The sequence below is a fragment of the Ruegeria sp. CDSA236 genome (assembly GCF_059611285.1).
Window position 1 is genome coordinate 138,465 of sequence record NZ_JBXWPG010000009.1, and the last position, 15,739, is coordinate 154,203.

Annotated in this window: 18 protein-coding genes and 1 tRNA gene; 10 read left to right on the top strand and 9 right to left on the bottom strand. The window is 52.4% G+C overall.

Going from position 1 to position 15,739, the window contains the following annotated elements:
* The first annotated feature begins 88 nt into the window (after positions 1-88).
* Positions 89-164 (top strand) — tRNA-Lys (locus tag AC2FLB_RS15075).
* Positions 165-303: 139 nt separating this feature from the next.
* Here the strand turns inward: AC2FLB_RS15075 and AC2FLB_RS15080 are convergent.
* A complete protein-coding gene (locus AC2FLB_RS15080; protein WP_496709543.1) occupies positions 304-2,061 on the bottom strand; it encodes an HMG-box domain-containing protein in 1,758 nt (585 codons plus the stop codon).
* Between the two features lie 199 nt (positions 2,062-2,260).
* Here AC2FLB_RS15080 and AC2FLB_RS15085 point away from each other — a divergent pair, with 199 nt between their 5' ends.
* Complete coding sequence (locus tag AC2FLB_RS15085; protein ID WP_496709544.1) at positions 2,261-2,473, top strand: hypothetical protein; 213 nt, start codon at positions 2,261-2,263, stop codon at positions 2,471-2,473.
* A gap of 46 nt (positions 2,474-2,519) precedes the next feature.
* Here AC2FLB_RS15085 and AC2FLB_RS15090 read toward each other — a convergent pair whose 3' ends face one another.
* The 3 genes from AC2FLB_RS15090 to AC2FLB_RS15100 all read right to left on the bottom strand — a co-directional run bounded on the left by AC2FLB_RS15090 (position 2,520) and on the right by AC2FLB_RS15100 (position 3,498).
* Positions 2,520-3,011, bottom strand: coding sequence for a hypothetical protein (locus AC2FLB_RS15090; RefSeq protein WP_496709545.1), 492 nt, complete (start codon positions 3,009-3,011; stop codon positions 2,520-2,522).
* 62 nt (positions 3,012-3,073) lie between these two features.
* Positions 3,074-3,265: a hypothetical protein gene (locus tag AC2FLB_RS15095; RefSeq protein WP_496702812.1), complete on the bottom strand. Its 192-nt coding sequence runs from the start codon at positions 3,263-3,265 to the stop codon at positions 3,074-3,076.
* Positions 3,262-3,498, bottom strand: coding sequence for a hypothetical protein (locus tag AC2FLB_RS15100; RefSeq protein WP_496702810.1), 237 nt, complete (start codon positions 3,496-3,498; stop codon positions 3,262-3,264). Before AC2FLB_RS15100 ends, AC2FLB_RS15095 begins: the two co-directional genes overlap by 4 nt.
* 56 nt (positions 3,499-3,554) lie before the next feature.
* On the opposite strand from AC2FLB_RS15100, the gene AC2FLB_RS15105 reads away from it, so the two are divergent.
* Positions 3,555-3,818 carry a helix-turn-helix transcriptional regulator gene (locus AC2FLB_RS15105; RefSeq protein ID WP_496709546.1) on the top strand — a complete coding sequence of 88 codons (264 nt, stop codon included), beginning with the start codon at positions 3,555-3,557 and terminating at the stop codon, positions 3,816-3,818.
* A 485-nt stretch (positions 3,819-4,303) separates the two neighbouring features.
* Here AC2FLB_RS15105 and AC2FLB_RS15110 read toward each other — a convergent pair whose 3' ends face one another.
* Positions 4,304-5,020, bottom strand: coding sequence for a DUF4236 domain-containing protein (locus AC2FLB_RS15110; protein ID WP_496709547.1), 717 nt, complete (start codon positions 5,018-5,020; stop codon positions 4,304-4,306).
* Between the two features lie 147 nt (positions 5,021-5,167).
* On the opposite strand from AC2FLB_RS15110, the gene AC2FLB_RS15115 reads away from it, so the two are divergent.
* Positions 5,168-5,851 (top strand): hypothetical protein, encoded by a 684-nt coding sequence (locus AC2FLB_RS15115; protein WP_496709548.1) that lies wholly within the window; start codon positions 5,168-5,170, stop codon positions 5,849-5,851.
* 1,077 nt (positions 5,852-6,928) lie between these two features.
* On the opposite strand, the gene AC2FLB_RS15120 is transcribed toward AC2FLB_RS15115, so the two are convergent.
* Genes AC2FLB_RS15120 through AC2FLB_RS15135 form a run of 4 tightly spaced genes read right to left on the bottom strand, consistent with a single transcriptional unit; the run spans position 6,929 to position 11,449 of the window.
* Entirely contained in the window at positions 6,929-8,902 is a 1,974-nt protein-coding gene (locus AC2FLB_RS15120; RefSeq protein ID WP_496709549.1) for a hypothetical protein, read from the bottom strand.
* Complete coding sequence (locus tag AC2FLB_RS15125; protein WP_496709550.1) at positions 8,899-10,797, bottom strand: transglycosylase SLT domain-containing protein; 1,899 nt, start codon at positions 10,795-10,797, stop codon at positions 8,899-8,901. Before AC2FLB_RS15125 ends, AC2FLB_RS15120 begins: the two co-directional genes overlap by 4 nt.
* The gene (locus AC2FLB_RS15130) at positions 10,794-11,048 is read right to left on the bottom strand and encodes an HGGxSTG domain-containing protein (RefSeq protein ID WP_496709551.1); all 255 of its coding nucleotides are present in this window, start codon (positions 11,046-11,048) and stop codon (positions 10,794-10,796) included. The genes AC2FLB_RS15125 and AC2FLB_RS15130 overlap by 4 nt, the downstream gene beginning before the upstream one ends.
* Positions 11,024-11,449: a hypothetical protein gene (locus AC2FLB_RS15135; RefSeq protein ID WP_496709552.1), complete on the bottom strand. Its 426-nt coding sequence runs from the start codon at positions 11,447-11,449 to the stop codon at positions 11,024-11,026. The genes AC2FLB_RS15130 and AC2FLB_RS15135 overlap by 25 nt, the downstream gene beginning before the upstream one ends.
* Positions 11,450-11,645: 196 nt before the next feature.
* Here AC2FLB_RS15135 and radC point away from each other — a divergent pair, with 196 nt between their 5' ends.
* From radC to AC2FLB_RS15165, 6 genes are all read left to right on the top strand, one after another.
* On the top strand, positions 11,646-12,584 hold the full coding sequence (radC, locus tag AC2FLB_RS15140; protein WP_496709553.1) for a RadC family protein: 939 nt from the start codon (positions 11,646-11,648) through the stop codon (positions 12,582-12,584).
* A 48-nt stretch (positions 12,585-12,632) separates the two neighbouring features.
* Positions 12,633-13,031 carry a thermonuclease family protein gene (locus AC2FLB_RS15145; RefSeq protein WP_496709554.1) on the top strand — a complete coding sequence of 133 codons (399 nt, stop codon included), beginning with the start codon at positions 12,633-12,635 and terminating at the stop codon, positions 13,029-13,031.
* A 9-nt stretch (positions 13,032-13,040) separates the two neighbouring features.
* Positions 13,041-13,259, top strand: coding sequence for a hypothetical protein (locus AC2FLB_RS15150; RefSeq protein ID WP_496709555.1), 219 nt, complete (start codon positions 13,041-13,043; stop codon positions 13,257-13,259).
* A 348-nt stretch (positions 13,260-13,607) separates the two neighbouring features.
* The gene (locus tag AC2FLB_RS15155; protein ID WP_496709556.1) at positions 13,608-13,787 is read left to right on the top strand and encodes a hypothetical protein; all 180 of its coding nucleotides are present in this window, start codon (positions 13,608-13,610) and stop codon (positions 13,785-13,787) included.
* Positions 13,788-14,508: 721 nt separating this feature from the next.
* Positions 14,509-14,871: a hypothetical protein gene (locus tag AC2FLB_RS15160; RefSeq protein ID WP_496709557.1), complete on the top strand. Its 363-nt coding sequence runs from the start codon at positions 14,509-14,511 to the stop codon at positions 14,869-14,871.
* Positions 14,872-15,107: 236 nt separating this feature from the next.
* Complete coding sequence (locus tag AC2FLB_RS15165) at positions 15,108-15,428, top strand: hypothetical protein (RefSeq protein ID WP_496709558.1); 321 nt, start codon at positions 15,108-15,110, stop codon at positions 15,426-15,428.
* Positions 15,429-15,739: the final 311 nt, after the last annotated feature.

Sequence of the window (15,739 nt, forward strand, 5' to 3'; positions counted from 1 at the left end):
CGTAACGAGGTGTGAAATAAGGCCTTGAACCCAGTCGGGAAAATGCCTTACAGAGCGCCACGGATCCAAAGGATCCAAACAAAAGAGTGGGCCGTTAGCTCAGTTGGTAGAGCAACTGACTTTTAATCAGTGGGTCGCAGGTTCGAATCCTGCACGGCTCACCACTTTTTTATTAAATAGAGCAAATGCTTGGAAGGTTCTCCGCATCACCAAACTGGGTGACGTGGATGTGTCATTGTTGTGAGGGGGGACATATGGGGGACAATTGGTGGGATTTCTCTGCTTAATCAATGCCCAATACCCCTATTCCAGCGTTACTGGAAAATGGCTTGAATAACGCCATGTTCGTGCCTCTGATTGTTTGCCCATTATAGTCATGTCTATGACATGTTCAGACCAGAGTGAAAGCAACACTCCGCGTGCGTCCTTCCCAGGCGGCATTGGAATCTCGACTATCTTGCCTGTGTCGTCTTTCCACATTGCAATTGAGTGATTGGCATCGAAATGGCCTTGCTTATTGGACCTATCAATCAGCCCATAGGAGGTAAAAGTGAGCACAGAACTGCCTGGGTCATCGGCCAAATTCGACGCGTATTGAGCGGGCCACCTGTTTCTAATTTGAGGACCATCCAGAAGAAGTGCAAAAATCAAGTTTGGGGCCACCGACCTGAGAATTTCATGGCAGGGGTCCGAGCGCGCCAACTCCTCACATATCAACACCGAAAAAACGGATTTCTCGCGAAACCGATGAAAATATATTTCTCTCCTTCCGAGAGGGGTAGTTTCCCACCAGTTCTGGATCTTTGGATTTAGCGATGCTGACAGGGCATACGTTTCAACCTGTTTGCGGTCCATCCGCCAGCGGTGGTGTTTCTTTCTGCTAACAGTAGTGTGCAGGTTCCTCTCTACCCACACACGCGTCAGTACAGTGTTTCCAACCTCGCCATCGCAGTTGTCTCTACTGCCCGAAATGATGAACTCTAAACCCTCTTCTTCCGCCTTCAACTCATCGCAAAGCAACTCGAAAAAATTGTAATCTAGGGCATATTCAGGTAAAATGACACCATTTACGCAGTTTGACTCTTTCTGCGCTTGCTCAAGCAGTGCCTTGCACTTTGCCAGTAAGCTCTGTCTATCTTCTTCAGATTTTATCCAGTTTTGGTCTAAGTGAAAGTTCTCCCAATTCTTCTTTGAGTACCTGAGGTCCTTCTTGTTGACTTTACCATTGTCGTGTGCACGGAAGTCCTTTGAATGCAGTAGAAAAGGCGCTGGGATCAATAGGATATCTAGGGTTTCGTAGTCCTCGTTGGACGGCAGATCAACTGAAAGGTCCCAGTAGCATCTGACTTCCCCTTTTGGAGGAAGAAGAGAAAGACTCCTTGTGGCATTACGGAGGGTTGCACCAACTGGAGCGACGCGTACCTTCGGCTGCACGCATGCAACCATTGGATCGGCCATAAACCCTAATGTCGCGGGTGGCCTGAAGTCGTCTTCGTCCTTGCCTTTGTACAGCAGCTTAACGCCTTTTTCGAACTTGCTGACAGGAACATTTGGGAGCGGATCGCGAAGAATTCTGTCGCATACCATATCGGAAACCAACACCAAGAACATCGCAGCGCGCCACCAGTCTGGTGCTGACTGTTGTTGGTCGTCATAGGTCGCTGCGTAAATGGACATGTCCCAAGCTGCGATCAATTCACGCCAAGCGGAGTTTACAGATTCCGGTGGTAGGCTCTCTGCGTTGTTCTGCCATGTTTTGGCTGCACTGTCCGCCAAGTTTCGTACTTTTCGTGACAGTGTAAAATGGCAGCCGGGCAAGTCTTCAGCGAAAGGTGATGGATCAAAAAAGGGGATGACACCTCCCACTTTGCAAAGAAACCCGGACACTGCAAACATGTCGGGTGGCAATAAAGGAGGCTCCAACCAGAGAGCATGGGGGGCTTGTTCGGCGTTGTTGTTGCCGATCAATTCGTGAATAAGGTCATGCACGGTTGATGGGTTCGTGCCTTGAGGTAGAATGCGGCTAATCGCATCACCGACCGTCATAAAATGTGTCGTCATAACGCTACTTATGCTATAATTCGGCGTTGAGGCTTTTAGATATGATGAATTATGTCAAGAAAACTTTTCAGGCACGTTTCCGCGCGCGGGTGGTCAACGCCCTATTAAAGCCGCATTCTGCATGATATTCAGCACTTGACAGTAGGCTACTCGAGTATAGCTCACTGTCACATACACCGTTTTGGCTGGGAGCTAAAAAATGACTCGGATCGTGTCCGAAGAACTTGTTTTGAAGGTGAAAAACGCCTCTGAAAGCAAGTGGAAAGAGGCATTTGAAGAGCTCGTATCTACCTACGAGGCCTATATTTCTGCGCGCGCAAAAGCTGCAGGGAAACCCCATAAAAAACTCAACGAGAAGCAACGCGAGCGTCTTGAGGAGAGTGTGAAAATTCAGCTCGAGGCAGCCGAATAGCAAGAGATTGCTTCGTGTAAGGTGGTTTTTTACGCTGAAGATTCGATTAGCTTTTCGCCACCACCAACGGTGGATCTTCAGGGAAAGACCGGATATCAAACCACTTGAAGCACGTCCCGTCTGGGTTGCGCTTGTCACCCATGTGCAAATGAGCACCTGATGTCCTGTGCCGGATCAGCGCCGCCCTGAACGCCCGCAGGTCAATCAACCACCAGTTTACAATCGATTGTCCGTTCGGTCCTGCATGGCCGTAGAACATCCAGTCCCCGTAGCCGTTCACTATCTTGGACAACTCTGTTTCAGCGCCAGTTGGCAGCTTGGCCCGAATGGTGAATTGATGCGGGTATCTGGCTGCATATCCATGTCGCCGCACCCTCGCCGCGATCCGCATGTCCTTGGCGTCCAGCATCAACAGGTCCGTGGCTTGGAAATGGTCCAGTGGATCTGGCGCGGCCTGCAGGAGTTGCGAACCAATGATGCTCTTTATTTCGGGCAAGAACTGGTCCGACCAATGCCGGTTGGTGCTGTATTGGTACATATCAAATCTCAAAATGTAAAACGGGCGCAGGAAATGCCGCGCCCTTCTTTGGTACTTAAAATTCAGGTGTTGTCGGCAACCAGCCTTTCTAAGCCATCGCCTATTCCGATGACGGCGCTGCGGAGCCGATTCAGTTCTGGGTCCTGAATCGCTGCCTGAGCAAAATCAGAACAAACCAGTTGCAAGGCTTCAACTAGATTTCCGACGCTGATTAGCTTGAATTCAAAAGCCATCGCTTTTTCTCTGTCCGTCATGGCTGCACCCTTGGCAAGCTCACGCTGTCCAATCTTGCCGCCAAATGGTTTGCCATGCCACCGGACACTTTCAGCAGAGCCGTAACGCCGTTGGGATATGTGCCTTCGTTGTCGATTACAGCAGCCGACTCAATCAGGCTGGAAATATCTGTGGCCATTTCCTGGCATTCCTGGATGTATTTTTCGAGCGTGGCCGCACTTTCCCGGTTCGCGCTGGCGCGTTGTTCTTGCATTGCTATGTCCTCCGGCTGTAGTATTGATAGAAAATATATCATAACGAGCAGTGCAAATGTCAATAGAAATTCTATCAATTAGGCAAATCAAAGCGGCAAGGGCCCTTTTGGCTTGGTCCCAAATGGACTTGGCTGAGCGTTCAGGGGTTTCTTATCCAACCATAGCAAGGCTCGAAACCAAGGACGGACCTATTGGTGGCCGCAAGGATACAGCGGATGCGATACGCTCAGCTCTCGAAGCCCAAGGCATTCAGTTCCTGGACGAAGGCGACACGGCTAGCGGGCCGGGTGTGGTATCGGTCAGGAAGGATGGTCAATGATATTCCGCTTGGCACCCTATCACAAATTGAGCCGAAACTTCGCTCCGCCTGGGTATACAGAGCCCCAACTCGGCGGGGTTTTTTCTATCCATTTAACTAGGTGATCGTCTCTGAGCTAAAGACACTGCCTTTTGCGAATTCCCAACGAATTGACGCGTGAATCCCAATAAAGCTGCCGCCAAATCCCGCTAAGGAGATGCATTCAGACCGATGGCCCTAATCGCCGTGCCACAGGCTACTTCGCGGCAGAGGCCACCAAGTGGGCATTCGCTGCAGGTGCGACACTGGCGGTCGCGAACCGCAGCAGTGGGCTCGGTGCAGCCATTTTCTGCAGTGGGTTCAGACAGGTAGTTTGAGCCCAAACCAGACCTTCACCGTATGTGTCGCTTCGTTCGTGAAGTATGTTACGAACCGCCGAGTGCATTACCGCTATGAGTGTGACTAAGCGTATACCATACTCCACCAAGGCGTCTAAACGGACCTGATCAAATTTTGCTTTCGGCGTTCGAAAGCTCGAACCCGACTTCGCGCCGCAGGCGGTTCAGGGCATCCAGTAGTTTTTGCGCACCGTGCCGATGTTCGTCAGCCAAAGAAAGCAAATCCTTCTGTGCGGCCTTCAGCTTTCCACCGAACATGCCGAATCTTATGCCGCATAGGCGATCCGTAATTGCCTGCAACTCTGCATTTTGATCGGCAGCGGCATCTTCGATTTTTTGGTACCCAGTCATCGCGGTATCAAAACGCTTTGTCAGGGTCTGAAACTTTGAGACGCTAGGGCCGCGACCGCCCTCAAAGCTTGCTACAGCCTTGTTCCAGCTTTCTGAGACCTTGTTGGTTTTGGGGGAAAGGGTGTTAAAAGCACTTGCTTGGCGATCTAAGAGTTTCCCCAGTTGCAACAACTCGTCTTCTGGCCTCATGGTTTTGGCATCGGACCACCCGGTTAGCTTGGACCAAGACAGGCCCGCCCCCGGAATGCCTACCGTAGTGCGCACGCCCTTGGAACTGAGATTGACAGTTCCACCTCTGCCACCAAGACTTGTGCTTACACCGCTTTTGGACACGTTCAGCCGCACACCCGGCGCGAATTTAATTCGTTTCTGAAATCGAAAAGCCATCAAATTATTTCCTTTGAGTAACAGCTCAGAGCTTAACCGCGCTGCAGAAGAGCAGCAATGGAGCTCGAACCTGACTTTCTCCGCCATTACAGGCCTCGCTCATGCAGTAAGTTGCAAGCCGCACAAATCGGAAAATCGTACGCGCCATGTCTGAACCAGAAAAACACTGCCGGAGCGAACCTCTTATTTTATACTATTCAGAGAAGAATAGTGAAGACAAAGGAGTGCAATTCCATGACACGGTTCGAAAAGTTACTGACTAATATGCCTTTCTTTGATCCGCTGAGTCGGTTTGGCCGCAGTTGGTGGTGGTTAGGAGAGAGGCTTAGAAGTAAAGCTGTCAAATCTGCCTTAGTTTGGGTTTACATGGTGCCCCCTCTTGCTTGGCTTATGAGCATAGCAAAAGAAAAAGAAATTGAGATTTTTCATACAAACTTCCTAGATAAAGTAGTCGTTCCATTTGCTTGGGAGGTTTTTTTCTTCGGTTCTCTCTGCTTTTTTTTGGCAAACTTGCTTTTCTCGCTGTACTGTCCAAAATTCATTGTCGATTATGGTAACGAGGCTAACTTTGGCTCCAAAGTTCTTCATCCAAAACAACTCGCGAACTATCTCGCAATTCACCTCCATCAAAACCAAAACGAGAGTCAAGACATCGGTGTAACCGTGCTTCGGAAATACGCATTGGACGTGGACCCCAATCTACTGGATTCACAGGTTACTACATCAGTGCTCATGATGGTTGAGTACGATGAAGGTAAGCTAGTTGAACTTTATGTCGAGGTTAGAGATTATTTCAACGTTTGCCGCCGACTAACTAGAGATGCCATTTTTTCACTCTATGCGCTTGGCATGGTTTTCTTCGGGTATGTAATTTCCGTGAATTTGGTATTTACCTGTTGGGTACTGTTGTTCAATTAACTTCGGCAAGAGAGATCCGGCCTTCCATCGTTGAGAATATAATTGTCTATTCCGCTCAACTTTTAACACCGCCGGCCTTCGTCAATTTGCGCCACTAGCGGAATCACCCTCTGCCAAGGTACCGTCAGGCATATTGGAACCAAAAGGAATTGGTTAACATTCTCCGACAGTCGATTTCGGATGCCATCCATAAAAAACGACAACTGACCTTTATCTATCACGGCGAACATCGCACGCCTGAACCTCATTGCATTGGTGCTGACACCAAAGGCCATGATGCGCTCAGGGCCTAGCAAATTAACAAGGCTTGGTGTCTTTTCTATGTGGCCGACATGAGCTCTATGAATGTTGGGGGCTGCTTTCTAGATTCGCGTCTAAATAATCACCGGAATGACTAACATATGGTTCGGATTTACGCCCAGTTGTAAGGCTACAATCACACGATCCCGCAGGCACATTACGAACAGCGTAATCTGAGGCGTGATCGATTTCGGGGTTCGAAGAACGTTTAGTCATATGCGCTAACCTCACTACGCTTACGCGCCGCCATCTTTCGACACGCTTCCTTGCAATACTTGGCATCAACTCGTTTCCATTCAGGCATGAGGTTCCCGCAATAGACGCAATGCCAACCCTGCGAATAGTTACGCGCAAGCTTATTTGCCCGCTTTGCGATACGGTGCGCGTTCTGCCACGGGTAGTGCGTGAAGCTGAGCCGCACATGAGGAGGGTTCAGCTCTTCAATCCAGATTGTTGTGTTTTCACGGTCAGTCATGCTTTACCTTTTCCGGGAACTGCCATTGATATTGTTGGAGAGTCTGGAGCTAACTCCCCCTTCAAGGTTTACAGCCCATCACCGAGGGGCCATCTTTAGCGTATGACAGTTGCCGACCTATCCATTTTTGAACTGTATTGCGTCATTGCTGCGTCGGCCTCCCTGTTTGCCTTCATCTGCTGGTCACTGTGGACTTTGGCTAATGACACCGACCGACAATTTTCCTTACTCGGTTGGGGTGCTTTGGGCTGTGCCGGGATGATTGGAGTAGTAGGCCCCGTGCTATACGGGGCCTGGATACTTTACTCAGGACTTAACTGAGGCCCCGTAGCATTCATCATCAAGGCGCGAACAATCGTTTCCCGAACCTTATAGGGGGCTTTGGATATTGTGCTTTGCAGTTGTGCTGGCACACCGGCCTCAGTCAGCATTTTAGCAATCACCGGAGCAACCTTTGCTTCCCGGCCTGCTGTGGCCTTTCGGATTGCCGCTGCCCCGCCGTGTCGTGCCGCCAACAGAGCAGCTGCACCTGCGCCAGCACCTTGCAGGTCACCCGTGGTTGCAAACCCCGCACCGCCGCCGATTCCACCTAACAGGCTTTGCTCAATGAGCTGGCGCGCTGTAGTGGAATTCGCTGTCAGCGCTCGATGGGTATCAGCGAAGGTGCGCTCGTTCGCAATCTGACTGCGTACCGTTCGGGCTCCTTCCAGCCCCAATGCGGCCTGCATGGCGTCCTGCTGCCGTCTCGGGCCGAACAGAGTGTCTAGCGCGCTGGGTGTGTCCCTGCGGTTCTGCAGGGCGTCTATCTTGCCGCTAGCATAGCCCTGCGCGACTTCTTCGGGGTTGGTCTTTGTGGCTGCCCGCGCCCGATCCGCATAGTTCGCCGGGATCCGAGGTTTCGCGCCTTCTGCACCAAGGCGCACCGCGCTCTCCTTGGCAAATCTTTCGGCGGCCATATCCCGTGCGCCACCATAAGCCGGTGTCAGGGCGTCTGTGCGCTCCCTAAGCCGCTTTGCCAGCATCCCTGCAACCGCCTGCTCGTTGGTCGGTCCCTGTCCGAGTGCAGGCCGAGCCATGGCGTCCAGTGTTTTTTTAGCTTCATCCAGCACGGCAAGAGCGGAAGGTTCACCGGAAACACCCTCGGCGGCCATACGATCCCCGGCGAGACGTTTTCCTTGCTGGAACGCCTTGCGACCCATGTCGGTCTGCAACAGATCATCAAACGCCGTTATGTCGATGTCATGACCCAGAGAACGCGCCTCAGCATATGCACGGTCTATGTCAGGCTTAGCACGTGCACGAATGCCCTGAATTAAATCGTCCGCCGTTTGCGGTTGATCCATGCGCGATGCTCTAAGCAGCTTATCTGTCATCCGATCGCTCTGGCCCGCCATCCGGGCCTTGGACGCGCTTTCCAGCAACTCACGGGCCTCTGGGCTGGAATTGGCCGCAGAACGCGCCAGGGCGCGCCCACGTTCGCCCATGGCGTCCATCAGCATACCTTCGGAGCCAAGGTCATCCAGCTTAGCCGACGTATCAGGTGTCAGGGCCCGTGCGATACGTGCTTGCGCCTGAGAAGCAGGTTTACCGGCTCTGCGGGCGACATACCCACGGACGGCAGGGGCGGCAGAAAAGACGCCCGCTGCAGCACCACCAGTAGCCGCGCCGATACCGCCACTTTCTAAAGCTCCTATGCCACGATGCGCCAAGTCACCGTCTGTGTGACCAGCGCCTGCTAGGCCACCATACAGCAAGCCATCGCCCGCAGACCCAGCGACCACTTTACCCGGTGTCGAAGCCTTAGCCGCGAGACTCAGCCCAGCTTTGCCAATTCCCGCGACACCAGTTGCCAGCCCGGCCACATCACCAACTGTCGAGGCCGTTGGGTTGTTAGCCCGCGTAGCTTTTGAGCGCGCCTGTTCTTCGCCAAGGTTTTCACCGAAACTGTCTGTCTCGTGTGGAAACAAGCCGGGGGGCATTCCATATGCAACCGGACCAAGCGTTTCGGATAGTGCGCGGGCTTCGTCACCGAACCCGAACATTGCGGTATCAACCGCGCTGCGAACACCGGCCCCGATACTTTCGAAGTCGCGGATGTTGGCGCGCGGTACAATGCCGCTCTGGCGCAGGCCTGTCATTGCCCGTTCGAAGAAAGACGGGTCATAGGGGGCAACTGTCGAGCCGTCGCCATGTGGAGTGTCCTGTGCGGCCTTTGCCGCTGCTTGCCGCGCTTTCAATTGGCGCAGTCTGAGGTCTGAAATCGGATCGTTACTCAATATCCCAACTCCTGAAAGCGACGCGACAAGGCCTCTTGCTGCGCAGGCGTGAGGGTGTCTAAGTCAAGGTTGATGAGGTCGTTAAGACCCATCTTGGAATACTCGGCGACACCAACCTGGGTACCAGATCCGCTTGGCGCCAATCCGCCAACCTCTATTTGGCGGTACATCTCGCGCGCCTCTTCTTCCGGAATGCCCTCGTGAATGACGCGGGAATAGAGTTGTTCCAGTCGATCGAGGTTATAGAGGATATCTTCCTGATTCTGTGCCTGTTCCAAGCTGCCGAAAACTGACTGTAGCAAACGGTTTTCGAACTCGGACACCTGACCAAGCGCCCCGCCAGTGGGTGAGGCGTCGCGCATGCTTTGAAGTTTATCAAAGCCGATGTTGGCTTTGACGGTTGTCAGCCTGTTTTTCAGTGCGCCGGCACGGGTGCTGTCAATGGTAGACGCAATACTGCCAGTCAGCCCTGTTGCTGGGGACAAGGCTGATTGTCCCGCAATCAGTTCTTTAGCAATGCCGATTTCATCCATGACGATGTTGGCCGATGTGGTTTTGGCTTCAGCCGCTTTGGCGTCTGCAGCGCTAGTGTCCTCAGGCCCACCCGGAACCGGCTCATAGGACAATAATCTGCCTTGCTCATCCCTAATTGCACGGTAGCCTTTCGGGATCGCGGCTTCGGTCGAAACACTGACATTCGTTCCGCTGCCGCCAATCTGGGAAACCTTGCCGTTCAGCCCAATCTGATAGTTACCCGTTGGATCAAGGCCCATCTGGATTTCTTGCTCATCGGTCAGGAGGGAGTAGCCGGGCTGCGGGTTCTGCAACCTCTCAAGTTCAAGCTGCGCGCGCTTTATCTGCATTTCCCGCATTGGGTCATTGGCTTGCTCCCAGCGGTCATAGGCACGGGCGTCTGCCGCCCTGCGGTCTTTTAGTTCCGCCATGAGCATTGCACGTTGACCTTGGTTGACCCACGGGCTGGAAAGCGCCTCATAAAGCGCGCTGTAATCAGACTGCGGAGGTTGTGAAGGTTGTGGAGAACCGCCACCAAACTTGCTTACCCACTGATTTGCGAAGTCGCCCGCGCTCATGCCCGCTTCACCAGCATTCAAGGATACAGCGTCATTCCCCACAATGCTTGCGGCTCTTGCTTTGGGGTTTGATAGAAGTTTGGCCGCACCGCCCGCACCCTGTTGGTGGGCAAGGTACAATTCCCCAGATGTGGGCTCTCGGCCCAGTGCATTGCGCAGATGCGCCGCGTTGTCTGCTGCCAGTCGCGCCGCGGCTCGTGCGGCCGCCTGCGGATCGGTCTTGTCTGTCAACCCGTACTGCTGCGCTGTGCTGTCAATGAACTGGAAAATTCCACCGGCGCTGGAATTTGGATTCTGCGCATTGGGGTTCATGCCGCTTTCAATTTGGGCGGTTCGTTCCAAATATCCCGCTGGCAAGCTGTGCTCTTGCTCCAAGCTCTCGAACAAGCCGGGAAGGGACATGGCGTTGGGCTTGCCGAGTGCCGCCATGGCATCGTCACCGATTGCCTGCGCCTCTGAGCGCGGCTGAGTAAAAGAAACACCTGGGCTTGGGTTGGATGAATCGAATACACCGAAGCCCGTATTAGACGTAGCGGGCTTACCACCTGACAGGGCGGCGGCTATAAGGCTGTACGCCTTTTCCTGGCCCTGCGTTTCGCTGCGTTTGATTTGCTTGTTCAATCCGCGCACCATCAAGGCATTCCCGATAGCGTGAAGACCTTCACCAAGATTTTGTGGCATCCGGTTTGAGTTTGCCATCAAGGCGTCTACAACCTGTCGCTTACGCTGCAAGTCATCATACGATACTCCAGTATCGCCACCAAAGACGAACCCCGTCTGCTTTTTAGTTGGTAGCCTCATCATGGCCTTACCTCATTTGATTTTTGATCCCTGGCTTTCATCATGGCCATTGCTTTGTTGATTTCCGCCCAGCGGGCCTTTGCCGCTTCTGATTGCTTTCTTCGGCCTTCCGTAGTCTTAGCCCCAGTGGACGCGCCGCCATGCAGGCGGCAGCGTGTCTTGCCCTGCACTGGCTCCGACATGCAGCGTGTACCGCCTCGCAGCTTTGCGCGGCAAATCCGTGTTTCTTTCAGTGACATTTGCGATACCCCCATGTGATTGCGGGACCGTGCGAAAGGGGCAGCACCCCGGTTTGATGAAAGCCCGCTTGCTGATGTAGCCAGATGTTAGGCCAGTCCGTGGGGCTTACCGCAGTGATGTACTCGGGGCTTTCTTCGTCCCAGAACGCGTTGACGATAGCTTTAAGTTCCTCGTCAGGGCATTCGCTGGTGTCGCCCAAAAAGTGCGTCTCCAGATTCCACACGTTTTGAATGTGGCTCAGGGAGAAAATGCCGAAAGTGCCGTTCAGCCTCCAATACTGAACCAATCCGCTACGGATCATCTCTGCGGCATTACCGGCCAATTCTTCAAACTTGTCTTGTCCGAATTCACGCGCCAGCGATATGCGTACCGCCTTTGGTTGTGAATCCTTCTTTTCTTCCTGCGCCACCTGCATTTCCAGCCCTCATTACCTATTCAAGTATACGGTATCATAATACCCCATAAAAACAAGAACAAGATAGGAACATAGCTACACAATTGGTTCAGGTTAGCTTCAAGTCGACAGATGAACAGCCAAAGCAACTCTAGGGCTGTTTACCATCCGTTAACCAACCCGCCGTCATTGTTGTTGTGTGCAGGAAGGTACGGTGATGAAAAACCAGATATTGGGACAGTTGATGGAAGTCATCGGCCGGGACAAAACGAGGTTTGGCAAGTTGGTCAAATACGACGGGCAGAATGGTTTTTCAGAGGAGGCGAGGCAGGGGCTTGAGGATCTGGAAGCACGAACGCCGCCACCTGAAGCAATCACTGAAACGGCGCACGCACCCTGTTATGCTTACCGCAACCGCCTCTCGCCAACGAACGCAGCAGGGGGCGGTCTTGTAAAGGGCGATGACGGGTTGAAAAGACCGCACTATTGGGGGCATCGTGAGCGTTTGAGGACTCGGTTTCTCAAGGGTGGGCATGCACCAATGCCCGAATACGAACTGCTGGAACTTCTGCTGTTCAACGCAATTCACAGGATCGACGTCAAGCCATTGGCAAAGCGTTTGCTGGCTGAGTTCGGAGATTTGAATGGGGTGATTGCAGCTTCGAGGCACCGTATTCTGCAAGTCGATGGTGCAACCGAATGGGTTTACTATCACCTGCGCCTTGTTGAGGCCTTTGGGCAAAGGATGGCGCAAGCGAAAGTTCTGCAGCGGGATGTCGTTTCATCCTGGGAATCGTTGGTCACGTATTGTCGCACGGCAATGGCGCACCGCGAAGTTGAGCAATTCCGAGTTCTGTACCTGAACCGTAAGAACGTTTTGATTGCGGATGAAGAACAGGCCGAAGGAACTGTAGACCATGTGCCCGTCTATCCGCGTGAGATTGCGAAGCGCGCACTTGAACTGAACGCAAGTTCTCTCATCCTTGTTCACAACCATCCGTCCGGAGATCCTACACCTAGCAGGTCAGATATAGAAATGACCGAGAGGGTACAGGCGGCCTGTGACACACTTGGGGTTATGATTCATGACCACGTCATCATCGGTAAAGAACAGGAGTATTCGTTCAGCGCAAACGGGTTGCTCCTTGGTGTGTAGCCGATAGATTGGCGGAAGAATTTATAGCCAAGAAGAAGTTCTTATCCGATGAAGTACCTTTTCATAGCTGCGATATTTATCGCCCCGCTTGCGCATGCTGGCACCCTACACGTTCGGGACGCTGACACTATCGTTGTTGACGGAACACCCGTCCGGCTGAACGGCGTCGATGCACCTGAACTCGGCACTCGATCTGGCCAGAACGCGAAACGGTGGATGGTGAACTATCTGCGCGGCAAGTCCATCTCCTGCGACCTGAACGGCGAACGTACTCACGACCGCTGGGTGGGTGTCTGCTATGCTGACGGACAGGACATAGGCGCGGCAGTCATTGCTGCTGGTCATGCTCTGGATTGCGCCCGCTATTCGGGCGGGCGGTACAGGCACTTAGAGACGCGCGCGGCCAGGTCACGGCTCAAGCGGGCAGGGTATTGTAGATCACGATAAGGAGAAGGCATGGGTAACTGGAAGGGTTTCAGGCTGTGGGTAGTGGTTGCGGCCAACTTGGGATACGCAGGTTGGTCGGTAAACACGGGTGATGCCCTGAGTGCCGCTGTTTTTTCTGCTATTGGAGCGTTCTTGGCAGCTATCCTTTTGTCTCGATGGATTTGGGCCATTAGTGACGAAGAAGCGGAGATGCGTTTCGATAGGCTTTGGAGCAATGTCAACAAATAGGAGCCAAGGCCGAATGACGTATGAAGAGTGCTTTCAATCCACGTTCTTTGATTGGCAAGGCTGGACGATAGCATTCGCTGGCTTACTCGGGTCTCTAGCCTTGGCGAAATACGGAAAAAGGCGTCTCGCATTCGCAGCTGTTTGTACTGGCCTAATAGCAGGTGTTGTGTGGGGGTATTTGTACTACGAGATGAACTGCGTTGAAAAGATCCGCCCGTATGGTTTGAGTTTCGCAGCAATTTTTTGAGAGTCCACAAATAGGAGAAATTTTCATTGCACGTTACTCATTTCAAATCGGCTTTATTGAAGGCTTTGGTCGTGTTGGTTCCGTCGTACACCGCAGCTTATTTGAGCGATAAAATGGTCTGGGTGGTTCCCACACTTGCAGCCTCTAGTTTTTTCGCGGCCACGATTGGTGTGCGGGACGACCACTTCGAAAAACGGGTTGATGAGGACCATCAAGATCAGGAAACGGCAGATCAGATTGATCAGTACGAAAGTCTGCAGGCAGAAATCGAGAGTTCGTAGAGGGGGCGGGGTTGGCTAGATCGAGAAGTCCACAATAGGGAGCAACGAGTTGGCTGATACTAGAGCAATTATTGTGCCTTTGCTTCTACCCGCGTTGATTGCGATGGCAGGATGCCGCGGTGAAAGTTCTCAGGCCCAAATAGAATCTACAAGCAGTGCCTCGTCATCCGCGCCCACATCGAATCCTGAAAAGCCTGTTTCTGCTGGCATGACGAGGGCTGAGGTTCTAGAGATTCTTGGGCCTCCTAAAGAAACCGAAAAGGCAACTATCCGCCCAGCCAGATGCGATTTTTTTGAAATATGAGACAGCGTTTCCGAAAGGCATCTGATAGTTTTTACTTAAACGAAGTTGCGAAGAGAGTGGTCTGGACATCTCCTGAGGGCTGTTACTTCGTCATAGAGTGAAAGCCTCTGAAAACCTGGGTCCGCAATATGGCATGAATACTTGGGAAAACTGTAGACGACAAATAGGAGGGCGAGCAAATGGGTCGCTACAGGGGAAAGTGCGTGGATTGTGGTTGGACAGCACATCCCAACGCTAGGGCTATCAATACTAAACGCTGCCCAATGTGCGGAGGGGGAGTTTACATCCCCGATGAAGACCGACCCTTGGTTGTTAAGTTTACCCTGTTTGTGGTTTTGTTTTTGCTACTTTTCGCGGCTTGGACTTTCAGTCGATAGTTGCAGTACAGCCTGTAGTTCACAAAAAGGAGCGACGGTAATGAGACGCAGAGCACTTATCTTTCTCGCCGCGACCTTTGTGTTTGGGCAATCACAGACAGCTCATGCAGACTCCCTCACGTTTTTATGCAGCTGGAATGAGCAGAGCCCGGTTGAAATCTCAATAGACAGTCAGAAAATGATCGCAACTCGAAGCGATAGTGACAGCGCCTATGACGTTATCAAGATAAGTGAATTCGGTGTTTGGCTTGCTCTTCGCGAAGTGCAAAACGTGCACAGCGTCGCGTTTCATATGATCCAAAGGTCCAAAGAAAAACCTGGGCGATGGGTTGATGTGGTTATTTCGTCTATTGGAACAGTTTCTCCGCTTTTCTCGGGGAAGTGTTGGGAGACTTCACAATAAGGAGCCCGGCTTGAGGACCTTTATCCAGTACTTAACGGGGTACGACTACGCAAAGCCCGACGAAAGACGGGAAGTAAACAAGTTGTTCCGGTCTCTTGGATTAGCTGTTCTGTGCCTGATCATATTGATCGTTTTCAAAGATCAGTTTCTGTACCTTGCGAGATTTGAGTATTAACAAATAGGAGCGGCAAAAATCGAATTGGATAAGTTGGGAATGTTCTCTAAATGTTCTCATCATGCCCGCCGCGAATCCGCCGATACGAGAACACCCGGGAAAGCCGTCTCGAAAGATGGTCGACGCGGCCCGCGCTCATCAGTTAATCACGCTGCGCTGTAACCTCTGCCACAAGCGCATGAACTACCTGGCTTCGGATCTGGTTGAGATATTGGGGCCGGATTGGCCGCTGAATCACGCCCCTTTTCCCTGCAACAAGCACGGGCGCGAATATCTCGACGTCAAGGTCTGGTCGCCAACGGCTGAGGATCTTGGCCGCGTGGCAATCAGGCGACCGGCCCGGGTGATCCAGACCTGGAAGACTGTGATGCTTGGGGACTGAGCAACAGGGCCTCAAGCGGAACTAGAGGTAAATCGCTCCAACACCCAGTATGAATATTGCGATCCGACCGGGCCAACCCTGGAAGATATCGAAAGTCCGCCCTAACAGAAGCCAAATCAACAAAGTAACAGAGACTGCGCCTAGAAAGATTCCCAAGACCTCGGTCCAGGTCCGCGACGTCTCTTCCACTTTGTCGAACGGCTCGGCTTACTACTTGTGGGTAACGCCAGTCTCTCGACCAAAGGGTACACAGTGTGGTGTTGTGTTCCGTTAAAACTCTGAGAAAACTGGAAAAAGACACCTTATTCCAA